12 protein-coding genes and 1 pseudogene are annotated in these 15,656 nt (G+C 72.7%); 7 read left to right on the top strand and 6 right to left on the bottom strand.

Features of this window, described 5'->3' with window-relative positions; genetic code table 11:
• Positions 1 to 179 precede the first annotated feature (179 nt).
• Positions 180 to 1,361, bottom strand: coding sequence for a PP2C family protein-serine/threonine phosphatase (locus ACH4K1_RS18035; RefSeq protein ID WP_398090279.1), 1,182 nt, complete (start codon positions 1,359 to 1,361; stop codon positions 180 to 182).
• An 86-nt stretch (positions 1,362 to 1,447) separates the two neighbouring features.
• Between ACH4K1_RS18035 and ACH4K1_RS18030 the strand changes: the two genes are divergently transcribed.
• Together ACH4K1_RS18030 and ACH4K1_RS18025 are read left to right on the top strand one after the other, a co-directional pair.
• Positions 1,448 to 1,960, top strand: a complete 513-nt coding sequence (locus ACH4K1_RS18030) for a MarR family winged helix-turn-helix transcriptional regulator (protein WP_398090278.1) — start codon at positions 1,448 to 1,450, stop codon at positions 1,958 to 1,960.
• Positions 1,961 to 2,185: 225 nt separating this feature from the next.
• Positions 2,186 to 2,548, top strand: a complete 363-nt coding sequence (locus tag ACH4K1_RS18025; RefSeq protein WP_398090277.1) for an STAS domain-containing protein — start codon at positions 2,186 to 2,188, stop codon at positions 2,546 to 2,548.
• 34 nt (positions 2,549 to 2,582) lie between these two features.
• Here the strand turns inward: ACH4K1_RS18025 and ACH4K1_RS18020 are convergent, their stop codons facing one another.
• The gene (locus tag ACH4K1_RS18020; RefSeq protein ID WP_398090276.1) at positions 2,583 to 3,287 is read right to left on the bottom strand and encodes an IucA/IucC family C-terminal-domain containing protein; all 705 of its coding nucleotides are present in this window, start codon (positions 3,285 to 3,287) and stop codon (positions 2,583 to 2,585) included.
• A 244-nt stretch (positions 3,288 to 3,531) separates the two neighbouring features.
• Between ACH4K1_RS18020 and ACH4K1_RS18015 the strand changes: the two genes are divergently transcribed.
• Positions 3,532 to 4,689 carry a DMT family transporter gene (locus ACH4K1_RS18015; protein ID WP_398090275.1) on the top strand — a complete coding sequence of 386 codons (1,158 nt, stop codon included), beginning with the start codon at positions 3,532 to 3,534 and terminating at the stop codon, positions 4,687 to 4,689.
• On the opposite strand, the gene ACH4K1_RS18010 is transcribed toward ACH4K1_RS18015, so the two are convergent.
• On the bottom strand, positions 4,659 to 6,032 hold the full coding sequence (locus ACH4K1_RS18010) for a transglycosylase family protein (protein WP_398090274.1): 1,374 nt from the start codon (positions 6,030 to 6,032) through the stop codon (positions 4,659 to 4,661). The two genes, ACH4K1_RS18015 and ACH4K1_RS18010, sit on opposite strands and share 31 nt — an antisense overlap.
• 281 nt (positions 6,033 to 6,313) lie before the next feature.
• Between ACH4K1_RS18010 and ACH4K1_RS18005 the strand changes: the two genes are divergently transcribed.
• On the top strand, positions 6,314 to 9,319 hold the full coding sequence (locus ACH4K1_RS18005) for a hypothetical protein (protein WP_398090273.1): 3,006 nt from the start codon (positions 6,314 to 6,316) through the stop codon (positions 9,317 to 9,319).
• A gap of 453 nt (positions 9,320 to 9,772) precedes the next feature.
• Here the strand turns inward: ACH4K1_RS18005 and ACH4K1_RS18000 are convergent, their stop codons facing one another.
• Complete coding sequence (locus ACH4K1_RS18000; RefSeq protein WP_398090272.1) at positions 9,773 to 10,918, bottom strand: S1 family peptidase; 1,146 nt, start codon at positions 10,916 to 10,918, stop codon at positions 9,773 to 9,775.
• Positions 10,919 to 11,218: 300 nt separating this feature from the next.
• Here ACH4K1_RS18000 and ACH4K1_RS17995 point away from each other — a divergent pair, with 300 nt between their 5' ends.
• From ACH4K1_RS17995 to ACH4K1_RS17985, 3 genes and pseudogenes are all read left to right on the top strand, one after another.
• On the top strand, positions 11,219 to 12,259 hold the full coding sequence (locus ACH4K1_RS17995; protein ID WP_398090271.1) for an SCO7460 family lipoprotein: 1,041 nt from the start codon (positions 11,219 to 11,221) through the stop codon (positions 12,257 to 12,259).
• A gap of 85 nt (positions 12,260 to 12,344) precedes the next feature.
• Positions 12,345 to 13,079 carry a hypothetical protein gene (locus tag ACH4K1_RS17990; RefSeq protein ID WP_398090270.1) on the top strand — a complete coding sequence of 245 codons (735 nt, stop codon included), beginning with the start codon at positions 12,345 to 12,347 and terminating at the stop codon, positions 13,077 to 13,079.
• Positions 13,080 to 13,118: 39 nt separating this feature from the next.
• A pseudogene (locus ACH4K1_RS17985) lies at positions 13,119 to 13,861 on the top strand (transposase).
• Positions 13,862 to 14,210: 349 nt separating this feature from the next.
• On the opposite strand, the gene ACH4K1_RS17980 reads toward ACH4K1_RS17985, so the two are convergent.
• Both ACH4K1_RS17980 and ACH4K1_RS17975 read right to left on the bottom strand, forming a co-directional pair.
• Positions 14,211 to 14,516, bottom strand: a complete 306-nt coding sequence (locus ACH4K1_RS17980; protein WP_398090269.1) for a hypothetical protein — start codon at positions 14,514 to 14,516, stop codon at positions 14,211 to 14,213.
• Positions 14,517 to 14,589: 73 nt separating this feature from the next.
• Positions 14,590 to 15,459: an IS5 family transposase gene (locus tag ACH4K1_RS17975; protein ID WP_398090268.1), complete on the bottom strand. Its 870-nt coding sequence runs from the start codon at positions 15,457 to 15,459 to the stop codon at positions 14,590 to 14,592.
• Between the last annotated feature and the right edge of the window lie 197 nt (positions 15,460 to 15,656).

Below are 15,656 nucleotides of genomic sequence, written 5' to 3'. Positions count from 1 at the left end.
GGACACGGGGGCGCGCCGCCCCTCGGTTCTCCCGACGGCCCGGGCGTGGCGCCGAGCCGTGCAGCGGTCCGGGACGCCCCCTCCGGGAGGGCGGGCGCCTCCCGGGCGCCGGGTCCGCGACGTGCCCGGGCCGGTTTCGTCCCGCCTCCGAAGGCGGTCCCGACCCGCGGAGCCCCGGCCTACGCGTGTCCCCGCTCGTCCTGCCGTCCGAACCAGTCCAGGCAGAGGACGAGCGCGTCGTCGAGCGTTTCGGCGCCCCGGTGCTCCGCCAGTTCGCCGAGCAGCGCGCGCGGGGCGGTGGCGGCGGGGAGGAGACGGGTCGACTGGACGGCGCGCGCCAGCATGCGGTCCCCGTACACCTCGCCCTGCGGGGACACCGCGTCGTAGACGCCGTCGCTGAACAGCAGCAGGCGGTCGCCGGGCTCCACGTGGAACTCCTGGACCGCGTACTGCGACTCCTGGAACATGCCGAGCGGCAGTTGGGCCTCCAGCTCCACCCGGCGCACCGAGCGGCCGCGCTGCATCCACAGCTGGGGCGACCCCGCGTCGACGACGCCGACCCGTCCGGTCTCCAGCTCGAAGCGGAGCAGCAGGGTCGAGACGTGGGAAGCGCCCCGGTGCTGGTCGTAGAGGGCCTGGTCGGCGAGGGCCGCCTGGTCCGCGATGCCGACGCCCGCCCGGCGGGCGTTGCGCAGGGCGTTGACGGCGAGGTTGGTGAGCAGGGACGCCTGTATGCCCTCGCCCATGCCGTTGGTCACCGCGACGGTCAGCTGGTCGGCGTCGGCGGCCCAGTCGAAGTTGTCGCCGTGTATGGCGTACGCGGGCTCCAGCTGGGCCCCGATGGCGAACTCGGCGGCGGTGCAGGCCCGCGCGGGCAGCAACTGCCACTGCATCTCGGCGGCGAGGGTGAGGCGGCTGGTGCGCCGCGCGCGCCGGTACAGGTCGGTGTCCCGCTCGGCGACCAGGATCTCGTGGCCCAGCAGGTCGGCCGTGCGGGCCAGCTCGGCGACCACCCCCGGGGTGGAGAGGGGCTGGGGCAGCCGGACGGTGAGGATGCCGAGCCGTTCGCCCCGTACGGTCACGGGCAGGTGGTGGTCGACGGCGTCGTCGTGCCGGACCTGCTGTTCGCCGGGCTCCTGGCTCCCGAAGGCCCGGCCTTCGGGGCTGTTGTGGAGGGACAGCGGCTGGTTCTCGTCGTCGGGCCGGTCCAGGGACTTGAGGAACCCGAGGCCGTAGTCGGCGAGGTGGAGGTCCACCGCCAGGGCGCCGTAGACGCTGATGAGCTCGGTGCGCAGGGTGGCCAGCAGGGCGTGCGGCGCGGCGGCCCGCACGGCGGCCTCGATGTCCGTTCGTCTGTTCACGGTCTCTCGCACGTTCTTCGTCCTGCGGGGTGGTGGGAGGCGGGACCGGGCTGACAAGCGGGCCCGGCCAATGACACAGTGGGTGGATGCCCCACCGAGGATTTCGCCCGAGCCGCCGCCAGGCGGCCGCCGACGCCGTCGCCGCCTCGGAGCTGCTGGAAGTGCTCTGGGGCCGGGGTCAGGAGTCCGCCGCATCGGGCACCGTGTCGCCGTCGCAGCTCCGGGCCCTGCTGGTGATCGAGAAGCATGAGGGGACCAACCTGCGGGCGCTGGGAGAGGCCCTGGGATCGCGCGCCCCGTCCGTCAGCAGGCTCTGCGACCGGATGGAGGCGATGGGGCTCGTCCAGCGGGCGCCCAGCCCGACCAGCCGGCGGGAGGTGGAGCTGAGGCTGAGCCTGCGCGGACGCGCCCTTCTCGAAGAGTACCGGGCCCTGCGCGGACGCGAGCTCGAGGCAGTGCTGGAACGCATGGATCCCGCCGCGCTCGCCGCGCTCGCGGCCGGTCTCGCGGCCTTCCACGCGGCGGCTTCGGAGCGCCTTTCCTCGAAGGGGGCCACGGACGCCGCCCCTCTCCGCGATGATGTCGCCGACAGCGCCTAGCCTCATCCCGCCCCTGCCTCCGCATCCATCGGCGCTCCGCCGTCGACAGCGGCCCGCGCAACCGTCGGGGACCAGATTGTTACCCGATGGAGAATGTTGTCAAATGGCAACTGTTACTTCTATCGTTACGCCCGTACCCCACCGCGACCAGGGACGGAACCGAGGCCGACCTGTCCGACAGAACGCCTCCCCCGTCCCCCTCCCGATCCGCCCGAGGTGCCTTCCGTGCTTTCATCGCCCAACGAAGACCGATCCGTCAGAGTCATCACCCGACAGGAGCGGGGTGCTCTGGTCCTCGCGGTCTCGGGCGACCTCGACATCGACAGCGTCGGCCCCCTGGGCCAGGCTCTCGCCTCGGCGGTCGACGACGGCTCCGGACCGGTGGTCGTGGATCTCTCGGGCGTGGGTTTCGCGGACTCCACGGTGGTGAACGTGCTTCTCCAGGGACACACCGCCCTGGGTGACCGGATGCGGCTGGCCGATCCGTCCCCCTTCATGCGGCGCCTGATCGGCATGATCGGCCTCGACAGCGCCGTGCCGGTACTGCCGTCGGTCGACGAAGCCATAGACACCGTCCTGCCTTCCTGAGATTCCAGGTCGCGCCGACCGCGACGCCGAACCGCTACCGTCCGGTCGCGGCCGGTCCGGGCACCCGGTCGAACACGCAGTCCCCGCACAGCCCGCCGCCGGGACAGCGCCAGTACAGGCAGCAGCTGCGCCGCCGGAACGCCGGCCCGTGCGGGGCCCCGGTACCGCGCAGCGCCTCGTCGTCGAAGAGTTCGGCTGCCAGCGCACGCGCCCGCGCGGCCACTTCCGGCCGGTCGTGGGCGTGGCCGTACGCGACGAGTTCGCGTACGGCTCCGGCGAGCGCGGACCCCGCGTTGCCCCACAGGAGCCGGGGAGAGATGTTCCCGTCCCGCCGGAACGCCTCGGCCAGCGGTGCCAGATGGCCGTGCTGGACCTGCTCGCGGACGCTGTCCGCCGTTCCGGGCAGCTCCTGTCTCCCCGCCAGCCACAGGTCCTCGGGCGAGGTGGCCAGCGGATCCCAGTGCAGGAGGCCGGGCGTCAGCGCGGGAACGCGTCCGAAGAGCACGGCGGGGCCGAGGGCGAGGGCCCACAGCCGGGCGGCCAGGCCGAGATGGGCGATCGAGGCGGCGACCCTGCGCTCGGGGGCGGCGAGGCGCGCCGCGACCCTGTCGATCCGCGCGGCCAGCGGCCCGTTCCCACCCGCGTACAGCCGCTCCAGCGGCTGGTGTCCGCCGCCCGGCACCGGGGTGGTCCGCAGGGCGAAGAACCCGCCGACCGACGCCAGTAGCACCAGGTCCATGCCCCGCTCCCCTCGCCCCGCGGCCCGCACTTCCGGCCGCTCCCGCGACCGGCCCGCACGGGTACCGACCGTGTCGTCCGCGCGGCTCACCGTATCCGCCGGGCGGCGACTTCTGACGACCGGGGGCCGCGGGGCTACCGTCGAGAGGAGGACGTCGCTCCGAGAGGCGTACTCCTGGGGCAGTACGCCGAAGTGCAGTCTCAAGGACGACGACGTGGGGCCCCGGACGGGACATCGTGGTGTCATGAGTTCCCTTGCGCTGTCCGTGCTGCTGTCGCTGGTCTCCGCGGTCGCCTACGCGGCCGGGGCGATCATCCAGGAGCGCGTGGCGGCGGCCGGTGACGACTCCTCGCGCGCCCTGCTGCGCAACGGCGTGTGGTGGATCGCCGTGGTGCTCAACGGGGCCGGGGCGATCCTGCACGTGGTGGCGCTCGCCTACGGCCCGCTCAGTCTGGTCCAGCCGCTCGGCGCGCTGACCATCGTCTTCGCCCTGCCGATGGCGGCCCTGTTCGTCGGGCGGCGGGCGGGGGCGGTCGCGTGGCGCGGCGCGTTGCTGGCGACGGCGGGGCTCGGCGGGCTGCTGGCGCTCACGGGAGACGCGGAGCCGCACACGCTGAACGGTTTCGAGCAGGTGCTGCTGGCTTCGACGACGTTCGGGGCCGTCGCCCTGCTGGTGGTGTTCGCGCGTACGGTGCGGCGGCCGGTCCTGCGCAGCGTCGTCCTGGCCGCGGGCGCGGGCGGGGCGTTCGGCATGGCCTCGGTGTTCACCAAGACCGTGGCCGTGGAGTGGACGTCCGGTTCGGTGCGCTCCGGTGTGCTGCCGCTGCTGGCGATCGCCGGTCTCGCGGCGGCGGGTCTGTTCCTGTCCCAGGCCGCCTACCGGGGTGCGGGGCTCACCGCCCCGCTCGCGACCGTGACGGTGGTCAACCCGCTGGTGGCCGCCGCGATCGGCATCACGCTGTTCGGCGAGCACTTCCGGCTCGCCGTCCCGGGGACGGTCCTCGCCCTGTGCTGCGGGGCCCTCGCCGCCGCCGGGCTGATCATGCTGACCCGGGAACGGCTGGACAGGGAGCACGCCGAGGAGGCGCGGACCGGCACGGCGGGCTCGGGTGTCCGCCGGGCGGCCCCGCCCGGCGCCCCCGCCGCGGAGGAAGCCGTGCGTGCGGTGAACGGGTCGGAGGAGGAGGAGCGGCGGAACCCGCCGTCACCGCTCGCTCCGGCCCCCGCGTCGGGGACGCGTGCGGCGCCCAGGCCGTCGCCGTTGCCGCCGGGCCGGGCTGTGCCGCGGCTGGAGCCGGGTGCGCCGGGGCCGCCCCCCGAGCGGCGGCGCACCGGGGCGACCCTGCGGCGCCCCGCCTCCGAGCAGGCGGTTCAGACCCTGACGCCGCCCGCCCGGAGGTAGGCCAGCGGGTCGACGTCGGAGCCGTACCCGGGGCCCGTACGGATCTCGAAGTGCAGGTGCGGGCCCGTGCTGTTGCCCGTGGAGCCGGAGCGGGCGATGCGCTGTCCGCCGGAGACCGTCTGGCCGGCCCGCACGTGGAGCGCGGAGAGATGGGCGTACTGGCTGTACTTGCCGTCGCTGTGCCGGATGACGACCTCGTAGCCGTACGCTCCGGCCCAGCCGGCCGAGACGACGCGTCCCGGGGCCACGGACTTGACCGACGTCCCCGTGGGCACGGGGAAGTCCACCCCGGTGTGGTACCCGCTGGACCATCCGCCGGCCTGCCGGTAGGGGGTGCCGGTGCCGGCCGCCACCGGGGCGCTGAATCCGGAGTGGTTCACGGCGCGCTCCGGGGCGGACCGCTCCTTCTTCGGCGCTTCCCGCTTCGGAGCTTCCCGCTGGGGGGCTTCCTTCTTCGGCGCCTGCCGCTGCGGGGCCGCCCTCTCGGGGGCCTGCCGCTTCGGGGCGTCCCTCTTCGGGGCGGCCTGCTTCTTCGGGGCGGCCTGCGCGGGCGCCTGCTTCCCGGGCCCGGCGTCGGGCCGGTCCGCCTTCCTCGTCCCGGGGGCGGCTTTCCGCGGGGGGTTCGCGGCCTGCCGCCCCTCCCCCGACTTCGACGCCCGGCTCCCGTCGAGGCTCAGCCGTTGTCCGGGGAAGATCAGGTCCGGGTCGTCGCCGACGACGGTGCGGTTGGCGGCGTAGAGGCCCTGCCAGCCACCGCGGACCCGCTGGGCGGAGGCGATCCCGGAAAGGGAGTCGCCGCTCGCGACGGTGTACGAGTCCCGCTTGCCCGGCACGTGGGTGGGCGTCGCCTGGGCGGGACGGGCGTTCGGCCGCGCGGGCGCGCTCCGCGGCGCGGCCTGGACGGAACGGCTTCCGGCGCTCTGCGCATCGGCGCCCGAGCCCGGTGAGGTCTCGGGCGCGTCCCCGCCCCGGGTGAGCCCCGCCCGTACGGAACAGGTGGGCCAGGCGCCGGGGCCCTGGCCGTCGAGCACCCGCTCGGCGACGGCGATCTGCTGGTCCCGGGTGGCGAGGTCGGCGCGCGGCGCGAACTCCGAACCCCCGTAGGCCGCCCAGGTGGAGCCGCTGAACTGGAGCCCGCCGTAATAGCCGTTGCCCGTGTTGACGGTCCAGTTGCCGCTGGACTCGCAGGCGGCGACCTTCTCCCAGACCTCGCTCGGCGCCGCCCCGGCCGAGGCGGCGGTGATGAGCGGGAGCGCGATGCCCGCGCCGCCCGCCGTCACCGTGAGCGAAGCACGGTTGATGCGGCTGGGCTGATATCTGCGGTGCCGTCCGGTCGCGGCCATACGTGGCTCCCCCACTGGCTTCGGTACATCTCGCAAGGGGCAACGTAGGTCCGCACGGTGACTGATCACAAGCAAAACGTGGTACTCGGCCGCCTGCGGTCGGACGGTGGCCGGATTCCGCCGTGGCCCACGGGTCGGAGCGTGTCGTACGCAGCTCGGGGTGGCCGGATCTCCCGCCCCCTTCCCCTCTCGTCGCGGGGTGCTAACGTGCCGCACGGCTCGGTCGACCGGTTGCCGTGGAAGAGGAGTTGCGCGGGAGGACCTGCGGGACGGGTGGGTTCGTGAGCACGCAGAACGACACCGGGAACGAGGCGGAGGAGCCGCAGCGTCCCGCGCCCCCGGACCACCCGGAGCTGGGCGCCGGCCTCGGCGTCTACCGGCCGATGCGCAGAAAGCCCTCCGCCTACGCGCGGCTGCTGCTCGCCCTCCTCCCCTCGGCCGCCCTCGCCTCCCTCCTGACGCTCCTCGTCCGCGCGGCCCTCGACCGGGGCGGGGCCCTCGCACCCCTTGTGCTCGGCGGGTCGGCCCTGCTGGTGCCGTTCGCCGTACGGGTGGTGTGGTACCGCCGCCACACGAGAGTCGAGTTCCGCCTCTACGACAAGGGCCTCGTCGCGGTCCCGGCAAGCGGCCGGGGCGTGGTCTACCCCTGGGAGTCGACGGCGGTCTTCACGGATGGCTGGGACCGCGTGAAGCTGTCCACCCCGCAGGGGACGGTCGTCACGCTGGGGCCGCCCGACCACCGGCCCGTCCTCGACGGGGAACGGGTCGGGGGCCTGCGCACCCGCACGGTGATCCGGGGAGCCCAGGTCCCCCAGGACGAGGAGTGGGGCCCGGCGATCCTGCGCGGCGTCCACGGGGCGCAGTCGGGACCGGCCGCGGACACGGTCCTCAACGGGGGCGAAGTCGCTTTCGGAGACCTGGTGTTGAGCCGGGACGGGCTGACCGTACGGCGCAGGCGCGGCCGGGACGACTTCACGACCTGGGAGGACGTCCGCTCGCTCGCCCTCTCGCCCGAGGGGCTGCTCATGATCTCCTCCCGTGGAAGCGACTTCCCGACGCATTTCATGAGGTACCGGTACCGGATACCGAATCTGGAGATCTTCCTCGACCTCGCCGAACGGCTGCGCGCCCTCGCGCTGCTGTCCCCTTCCGCACCGGCTCCGGGCACGCCCGACGCGGCGCCCGCCCCACCCGAGCCGGTTCCGGTCACGCCCCACGCGACCCCGGACACGTCGGAGGCGGGCGCGGACGCACCGTCGGAGGCGGGCGCGGACGCACCGTCGGAGGCGGGCGCGGACGCACCGTCGGAGGCGGGCGCGGACGCACCCGAAGCGGCGTCCACCCCGCCCCAGCCGGTTCCGGTCATGCCCGAGGCGAACCCGGACACGGCTGGGACGGCGCCGCCCGCGTCCGGTCAGGCCCCGGCCGGCGCCGGTTCCTCCCCCGCGTCCATCCCGCGCGACACGCTGCTCGACCTCCTGTCCCAGTACCTCGTCGTCGGGGTGGGCGCGTGGGCGGCTTGGCGTCTCGGCACCCGGGAGGAGATCGACGGGCCCGGGGCCGCGCTCCTCGCCGTCGCCCGGGCGGTCCTCGGCGGCGTCTGCGGGATGCTGGCCGGCCTGATCGTGTTGACCGCCGTCGCGGCCGCCCGGAAGGCCGGCGGCGAGATCCTCCTCGAAGCGGCGATCCGCTGGTTCCGCCATCGCCGGTACCTCGCCTCGGCCACCCTCGTCCTGTGCTTCTTCGTCGGCCCCGCGGTCCTCCTCTTCCTCCTCTTCCGCGCCTTTCCGTCCCGCCTGGTCCCTCTGACGGCGCTGCTCCTCTTCGGCGGGTGGGCCCTGCTGCTCATCGTCGTGCGGTGCGCCCCTTCACCCCGCCCGGCAGTGCGTCACCTCCCTTACCTGCCGGGCGTGTTCCTGGTCGCGCTCGCCTGTGAGCAGGTGGTCTCCGGTGACGTCCTGACCGTTGCGCCCGTCGCCGGGATCTTCTTCCCGATCGCCCTCCGGCTTTCCTGGAGCGGCCGGCGATGGATGCAGGACTCGGCACGGCCGACCGTCCGAGCGGCGGCCGACGTCGTCCTGCCCGTGGAACTCGGCCTGTTGCTGGCCCTGTTCACGGTCTGGCTCGCCAACGTCCTCTCGTTCACGCCGTCCCAGGTGACCGTGGTGCTGGAGGTGATGGAGAAAGCGCAGGGGTTGACCGAGGTGCACTGGCTGTACTGGATGGCGGCCTACACGGTTCTGGCGGTCGGCAGCTACATCCTGCTGCGGTGGCCGGGGCTCGTCGCGCGGATCCGACGGCGGCTGCGCCCGGCGCGGCTCCATCGGGTCCGGCTGCCCCTGGGCCCCGCCACCCAGGCCGTCCAGCGGTCTTCCTCCGCCACCGGCATCACCCTCATGGTCGCGCTGATCTTCCTGGCGGTGGTCGCTCCCGTGTCCGAAGGCGCGTGGAAGCGCCCGGTCGAGGAGCGGTACGTGCTGGAGGTGCAGCGCAGGGAGTACGCGGAGGGGGCGGTGGCCGCGTACCGGGAGATCCACCGGCAGGTCGTGCTGCGTCCTCGGACCGCGGCACGGATCGGGGACGTGATCACCGCTGTGCACCGAATCGCTCCGACTCCGGCCGGCGAACCGGTGAACCGGACGGCGCTGGACATCGCTCGGCAGGCCGGACGCTTCCAGGCCGGGACGCTGGACGTCGAGCCCTCCGTCTCCGGGCCCGCCCCGGGACCGGACCCGGCCCCGGCCCCGGAAAGCGAGGGTCTGGACGCGCGGCTCGGGCAGCTCGACGAGGCCCAGCGGCAACGCGCGGAACGGGAGGAGCGGGCCGACCGGTTCGCCGAGCTGGCTTCACTCGCCGTCACCCGTGCCCTGGACACCCTCGACCTGGGCGACAACCAGGCCGTACAGCTGGTCAAGGAGTATCTCGGCGGGTTGGTGGAGGACGGGCCGGTGAAGACGGCCTTCCACCGCTGGGGCGAGGGCGTCGGACGGCCCCCTCCCGAGGGCGGCCGACTCGTGCGCATCGACGTCCACCGCCTGACGTCGGTGGCCTACGAGCGCACCGCGGCAGCGGTCGAACGGGCCGACGCGGGGCTGCTCACCTTCTACGGCCGGTTCGGCGTCGGGGTTCCCGCCGAGGACGCCTCGGTGACCCGCGCGGTCGAGCTGGCGAACCAGCACCGGTACCTCCGGCAGGGCACGGGCCCCTGCACAGGCTGCGCCGCCCCCATGACGGGTGGGAGCGGTACGGGTGGCACCGGCACGACCGGAGGTGGCGGCCGACGGTGAGCGAAGGCCCCGGGAGCCCCGGCCGCCGCCCACGAAGGGCTGGGCGCAGCGGCCGTCATCCGCCGGCAGGCGGCGGCCTCGGCTTCGGACGGTCCGCCGCGCTCCCCGGCGCCGGCGGGGGCCCGGGCGGGCCGGCCGACGTTCGCGTCGTCCTCGGCCGGGTGGCAGGACACGACCGAACCGCTCGGCGGGAAAAGAGCCCGGTGCGGCCACGGCGGTCCGCGATCGCAGCGGGCCGCCTCGCCGCGTCGGCAGCGGAAGATGGGCCGGTGCGCCGCCGGGCGGGGAGGAAGCGGCCCCGCACACGGCGGGACCGTTCGCCCACGCCTTCGCCGGACCGACGCGGTTCCCCTGCGTCGAACCGGCGGGTCGGCCGCCGGGCCCCCTCACGAGCCCGGCGCCCGGCCCTCGACAGGAGCCGCCCCGCCGGGGGCGGCGTGGCGGCTCCCCCCGTCAGGCGGTGTGCAGCCTCAGCCCGTAGCGGTTGAGGATCTCGTTGACCGGCTGGTACCAGGTCTCCCCGCCGGAGGAGCAGTTGCCCCAGCCGCCGGAGGTGACGCCCTGGGCCTGGTCGCCGCTGATGAACGAACCGCCGGAGTCGCCGCCCTCGGCGCAGACGCTCGTCTTGGTCATCTGGTACACGGCGCCCTGGCTGTAGTTGACGGTCTCGTTCTTGGCGAGGACCCGGCCGCAGTGCCAGCGCGTGGTGGAGCCGGAGCGGCAGATCGACGCGCCGACCGGCGCCTCGTTGGAGCCACGGACGAGTTGGTCGGAGACCGTGCCCCAGCCGAGGACGACCGGCACGGTCCACCAGCCGTTGGCCACGTTGACCCAGGCGTAGTCGTTTCCGGGGAAGGACGAGCCCTGGAAGTGGCCGATGGCCGAGCCGTCCCAGCCGCGCACGGACTGGCCCGCGCCGCCGCAGTGCCCGGCGGTGACGAAGCCGCCGTGGACGGAGAAGCCGATCGAGCAACGGACGTTGCCCGTGTAGTACGGGTCGCCTCCGACCGTTCCCGCGGCGAAGGTCTGCGGCGCCTCGGCGATGGTCTCCACCGCCACGGGGCCGGCCTTGCGGGCCTTGGCCACGAAGGTGCGGACATCGTTGTCACGTCGTTCGGAGGCGACGACGTTGACGACGACCCTGCTGCGCGCAGGATCGACATGCCAACTACTCACGCCGGCCGGTACGGGCAGGGCGTCGATCCGGGCCTTCGCCGCGTCGAGCTGAGCGGCCGAGTGCTCGACGATGCGGACGGTGGCGCCGGTGGCCCGTACGGCGTCGGCCTTGGCTGTGTTCGTGACGGCGACGACCAGCTTGCGGGAGTCCGCGTCGATCCAGGCGCCGCCGAAGGCGGAGCCCGCCGCGCGCTGCGCCTTCGGCTCCAGGGCGGTGGCCGCCTTCTCGTCGGCGAGCCTGGCGACGGCCTCGCTCTCGCTGATGCCGAAGTCGCGCTGCATCGCGGTGAGCAGGGCGGTGGAAGCGGGGGCCTGCGCGGATTCGGCGGGGGCGGCGGAGGCGGACGACGGGCCGGCGGCGGCCCAGGCTCCGACGAGCAGGAGGGCGGACAGACCGGTCCGCAGCAGGGTTGCGTGTCTCAAGGGAGTGGCCCTTCCTGTTGTTCCAGCGACGTGGGGATGGAACGGGAGGCGTCCGGGAGTGCGCGCCGGTCGTACCGCATGAGAGCGCTCTCAGATGCGCCGTCCCGGACTGTAGCGGAGTTCGAAAGTCAGGTCCATGCCAATGGCGCGATGGGGCGGAAAGCGGGGGCGTGACGCCTCCCGTCCTCGGCCCGGGGGGCGACGCTCCCCACTGCGTTGAGTAGCGGTACTCATCCGGCTCACGGCCGCCCGTCCTACGGTCACAGGAACACAGGGCGGAACCGTAGGGAGGGGCGGACCATGACCGGATCACGCCGTAGGCAGTGGAGAACCGTCATGACCGGCCTGCTGGCGGGGTCGCTGGTCGTCCTCATGGGTGCGTGCGGAGCGGTCGACACCGAGGACGACCGGCGCGCGGCGGAGGACCTGGCCGAGAAGCACTTCCCCGGTCGACTCAAGGCGATCGGGGCGCGGACGCTCTTTCCGGGCACGGGCGGCTCCGAGGTCACGTTCGCGGTGAACGGCGACCGCGACGCCGTGGTCCGGCTCCGCATCGACACGGACAAGCACGGGCGGGGCTCCTGCGACCGGAAGGACTGCGTCGGCGCCCTCACCGAAGCCGTGGAGCGCGGGCGGCGGCAGGCCGAGGACTTCCGTACGCTCGCCTCCGCCTTCGACGCCTGCGGTTACGAGATCGTCGCGCTCGGCCCGACCGGCGCCCCGCCCTATGTCGTGGCCGAGCTGACGAACGCCACCGTGACGAGGGTGCTCGGAGAGATCGGGCAGTGCGTCCGGCGGTGGGTCGCGGCGAGCGGGCCCGACAGCACCTCGGCGAAGGGGCAGGGTGCGTACGTGAACGTGGTCTCCCCCGCCGTGGCGGACCGCCGGAAGCGGGGCGACGGCTCCTGGCCCGCCCTCATGCGGCTGACCCGGTCCGACCTCCTGGCCTCCCTCACCAAGCATGCCCACGTCTCCGTGAGTTACGAGATCGAGGCGGGCCGGGTCGACACGACGGGCAGCGCCCGCGTGGTCCGTCCGTTCCGGGAGCGCCAGAAGTTCGGCGAGACCGTGCACGACGCGGTGGAGGAGCGGTTGCGCCCCGCCTACCCCGGGGTGGTCGTGAGCGACTACCAGTGGATCTGGCGGCTGGAGCGGGGACGGGTGGACCGGCAGACCGGCTACGTCCTCTTCTGCCCCGAACCGGACGCGCGCGGGCGGTGCGTCGACAGCGACGACGCGGCGCTGGTGACCGCGGACGAGAAGGGGAACGTGGTGGGGAAGGTCCGCCTCGTGCACGATGTGCGCGACGGTAGCGGGGTGCTGCGACTGCCTCCGTACTAAGGGCTGTCCCGCAATAGCTCGGGAGCTCGTGGCCCTGTCATCCTGCAGGTTGGCAGTGAGGCTGTGGGAACAGTTGAATGCCCTCGTGACGGACTGGACGCAGGCGGTCGATGCTCACGGGGCGGCTGGGCGAGTGCCACTGCTCCTGGATCAGGTGGAGCGAGAGGAAGTTCCGGAGGCGTGGGACGAGCTGTGGGACCGTCTCTGCCTCCACGGTGAGACGGTCTCCGCGGCGAGCTTCGCAGCTCTTCCGCGCTTGGCAGCTCTAGCTCCCGTGTGTGCCCAGGCACTCGAACTGGCCAGTGCCATCGTGCGTGGCACGCTGCGGCACCCCGACGGTGAAGCTCTGCTCGCGGGCTGTCCGAACGAGGTCGACCGGTTGCGGGAACTCGTGGACCAGAGGCTTCGGACGCGTCCGGCCGACTACAACCGCCTCTTCAGTGATCTGCTCGCCCTTGCAGGGCAGTACCACTGGAGCGCCTCCTTCGGAGACTTCACCGACGACTTCTACGCCGTGTCCTGCCCCGGCTGCGAAGCGGAGGTGGCCATCGCCGTCGGCGACTACGGCTGCTACGCGGCCATCCGAGACTGGGATCAGGGCGACATCGAGCGGCGGTCGCTGCGGCCCGCCCCGGCCGAGGAGCTTCGCGACCCGGGCCGATGGATGCACGCCGCAGCCGTCCGGGACGGGCAGCAGCGGCTCGCCGAGGGGATCAGATACGTCTTTGGCCATGCAGAGTGCCCGGCTTGCGCCAGTGTGTTCACCATTGCGGAAGCGCACACAAACGCGAACCTTCCTCCAGCCCTTGAAACGTACTGAACAGGGAGAGACGCCCCGGCCACTTGCGATGATCTTGAAATGGCTGGCGTCATCACAGCTTCGGATCCCGCGTGGATACCCCCGTTCAGCGGGCTGAGCCCAAGGCAATTCGGCAAGCTGATCACTGCGCTCCGGCGCGAGGGCGCCGACCCGGTCCGCAGGGGCCGGCCGTGGGGCCTGCCGCTGGAGGACCGGGTGCTGCTGGTCGCCGCCTACTGGCGCCGCTGTTCGGGGTGTCCAAGTCTGCGGCCGACCGCATCATCGACCACCTCGGACCAGCGCTCGCGCCCCAGCAGCGCAAGCGGTTCCGCACGGACACCGTCCTGATCGTGGACGGCACCCTGGTCCCCACCCGCGACCACAGCATCGCCGAGCAGTCCAAGAACTACCGGTACTCCACCAATCACCAGGTCGTCATCGACACCGACACCCGGCTCGTCGTCGCCGTCGGCCGACCGCTGCCCGGCAACCGCAACGACTGCAAAGCGTGGGAGCTGTCCGGCGCGAAGGTCGCCGTCGGCCGAGCCACGGTGATCGCCGACGGCGGCTACAGGGGCACCGGCCTGGTCATCCCGCACCGCCGAGCACCCGGCCAGGTTGGCCTTCCGGCCTGGAAAGAGGAGCACAACCGCTCACACCGCAAGGTCCGCGCCCGCATCGAGCACGCCTTCGCCCGCATGAAGACCTGGAAGATCCTCCGCGACTGCCGCCTGAAAGGTGACGGCGTCCATCACGCCATGCTCGGCATCGCCCGCCTCCACAACCTCACCCTTGCCGGGTGACCGGGGAACGACGCTGGTCAACCAGCATGCCGTAGATCATTTACGGGACAACGCTTAGGCCGTGTTTTGAAACTGGTGCACGATGGGGTCGACCGCGTTCCGATCGAAAGAAGCCTCGTGGCTGACCGCGTGCTGAAGCACTCCTTGCACCATCTCCGCTCTGTGAAGTCGCAGCGGCCGTCCACAGCGGACTCCGTCGAGTTCGCTGACTGGCGGGAGGAAGTCGCTGGTGCCTTGGACGCGTTGGCCTGTGTGCTGGTCTTCGAGGAAGATCGAGTCAGGGCCAGAGCGGAGGCAGCCGCTGCCCGGGAGCACGCCGCAGAGATTCGACGCCGGTGCGGGGTCGGGGCTAGCGAGCGCTGATGTTGCGGGCGGCCATCCAGACGGTGAGGTCGCGGGCGATGTCGTTGATGCTGGTCGAGATGGTGACCTCGTGCTCATTTCGGGTGGTGTCGCGGCGGACGGTCTCGTAGCCGCCTTCGTCCAGCACGGCCACGGACGCAAACCAGACGGGGTCGTCCTCGTCGGGCTGGACGACGACGAAGGTGTTGTCGGAGTCATTGAGGTCGCTGATCATCATGAACAGAGCGTCCTCGGACGGGTCATCGACGCGGTCGCCGTTCTCGCTGTCAGCGCCGTAGTACTGAGCTCCCATCTGCTTCGTCTCCCCTTGCTCCGCTCGCTTTGGTCGCGGTCAGGATGGCATGCGGGAGCGACGGCTCCGCCGGTCACAGCCTTTCGCCGATCGCGGCGATCAGGACGGTGGCCTCGAAACGGACCGCGAGTTTGTCGAACCTGGTGGCCACTGCCCGGTTCCGCTTGAGCCGGTTGATTCCGCACTCGACCGCATGCCGGGCCTTGTAGTCCTCGCGGTCGAAGGTCGGCGGCCTCCCACCGGTCTTTCCGCGTCGCTTGCGGTTCCTGGCCTGGTCGGTCGGCTCCGGGATCGTGCACCGGATCCCGCGCTTTCGCAGGTAGGCCCGGTTGGCGCGAGATGAGTACGCCTTGTCGCCCCTCACCCGCAGTGGACGCACGCGGGGACGGCCCAGCCCGACGCGAGGGACCCGGATGCCTTCGAGGACGGCCGTGAACTGCGGGCTGTCGCCGCGCTGCCCGGCGGTGACCAGCAGGGACAGCGGCCGTTGGCCCTGCTCGCAGGCCAGGTGGATCTTTATGGTGAAGCCTCCTCTGGACCGGCCCAGCCCGTGGTCGTCGGGCTCGGTGCCGGCCCCGCCCGGCGGTTCCTTCTGGTCCTGGCCGTTGAGGCGGGCGCCTGCGGCATGTTGATGGGCACGACAGATCGTGGAGTCGACGTTCACTTCCCACGTGATGAGCCCGGCCACGTCGGCCCGGGCCTGCAGCCTGGTCAGCACCACCGGCCAGGTGCCGTCCCGCTGCCAGCGGCGGAAGAGCCCGTAGACCGTCTGCCAGGGTCCGTACTCCTGCGGGAGATCCCGCCACGGAGCACCGGTCCGCACCCGCCACCGGATCCCGTCGATCAGCTTACGTCGGCCTGTCGAGGGCCTGCCCAGGACCGTCACCGGCAGCAACGGCTCCAGCACAGTCCACTGCTCGTCAGAAAGATCCCCTCGTCCCACCCCTAGATCATCGCGATGCGAGACGAGGAGCGAAGCCCACTTCCAAAACACGTCCTAAAAGCTGTCCCGCAATCCCCGGTGGATCAGCGTGCGGCGTCGGACGCGGTGCATCGCAAGGCGGAGGGACGTCCGCATACTGGATGTATTCGGATGTTCCGACAACGCGGCGAGGTGCCGTAGCTGTCGTCGTGCGCCCG

Origin of the sequence: Streptomyces sp. NPDC017448 (assembly GCF_044330565.1) — a bacterium.
In the GTDB taxonomy this organism is placed as follows: Bacteria; Actinomycetota; Actinomycetes; order Streptomycetales; family Streptomycetaceae; genus Streptomyces.
This window is presented reverse-complemented; position numbering and strand designations above follow the sequence as displayed.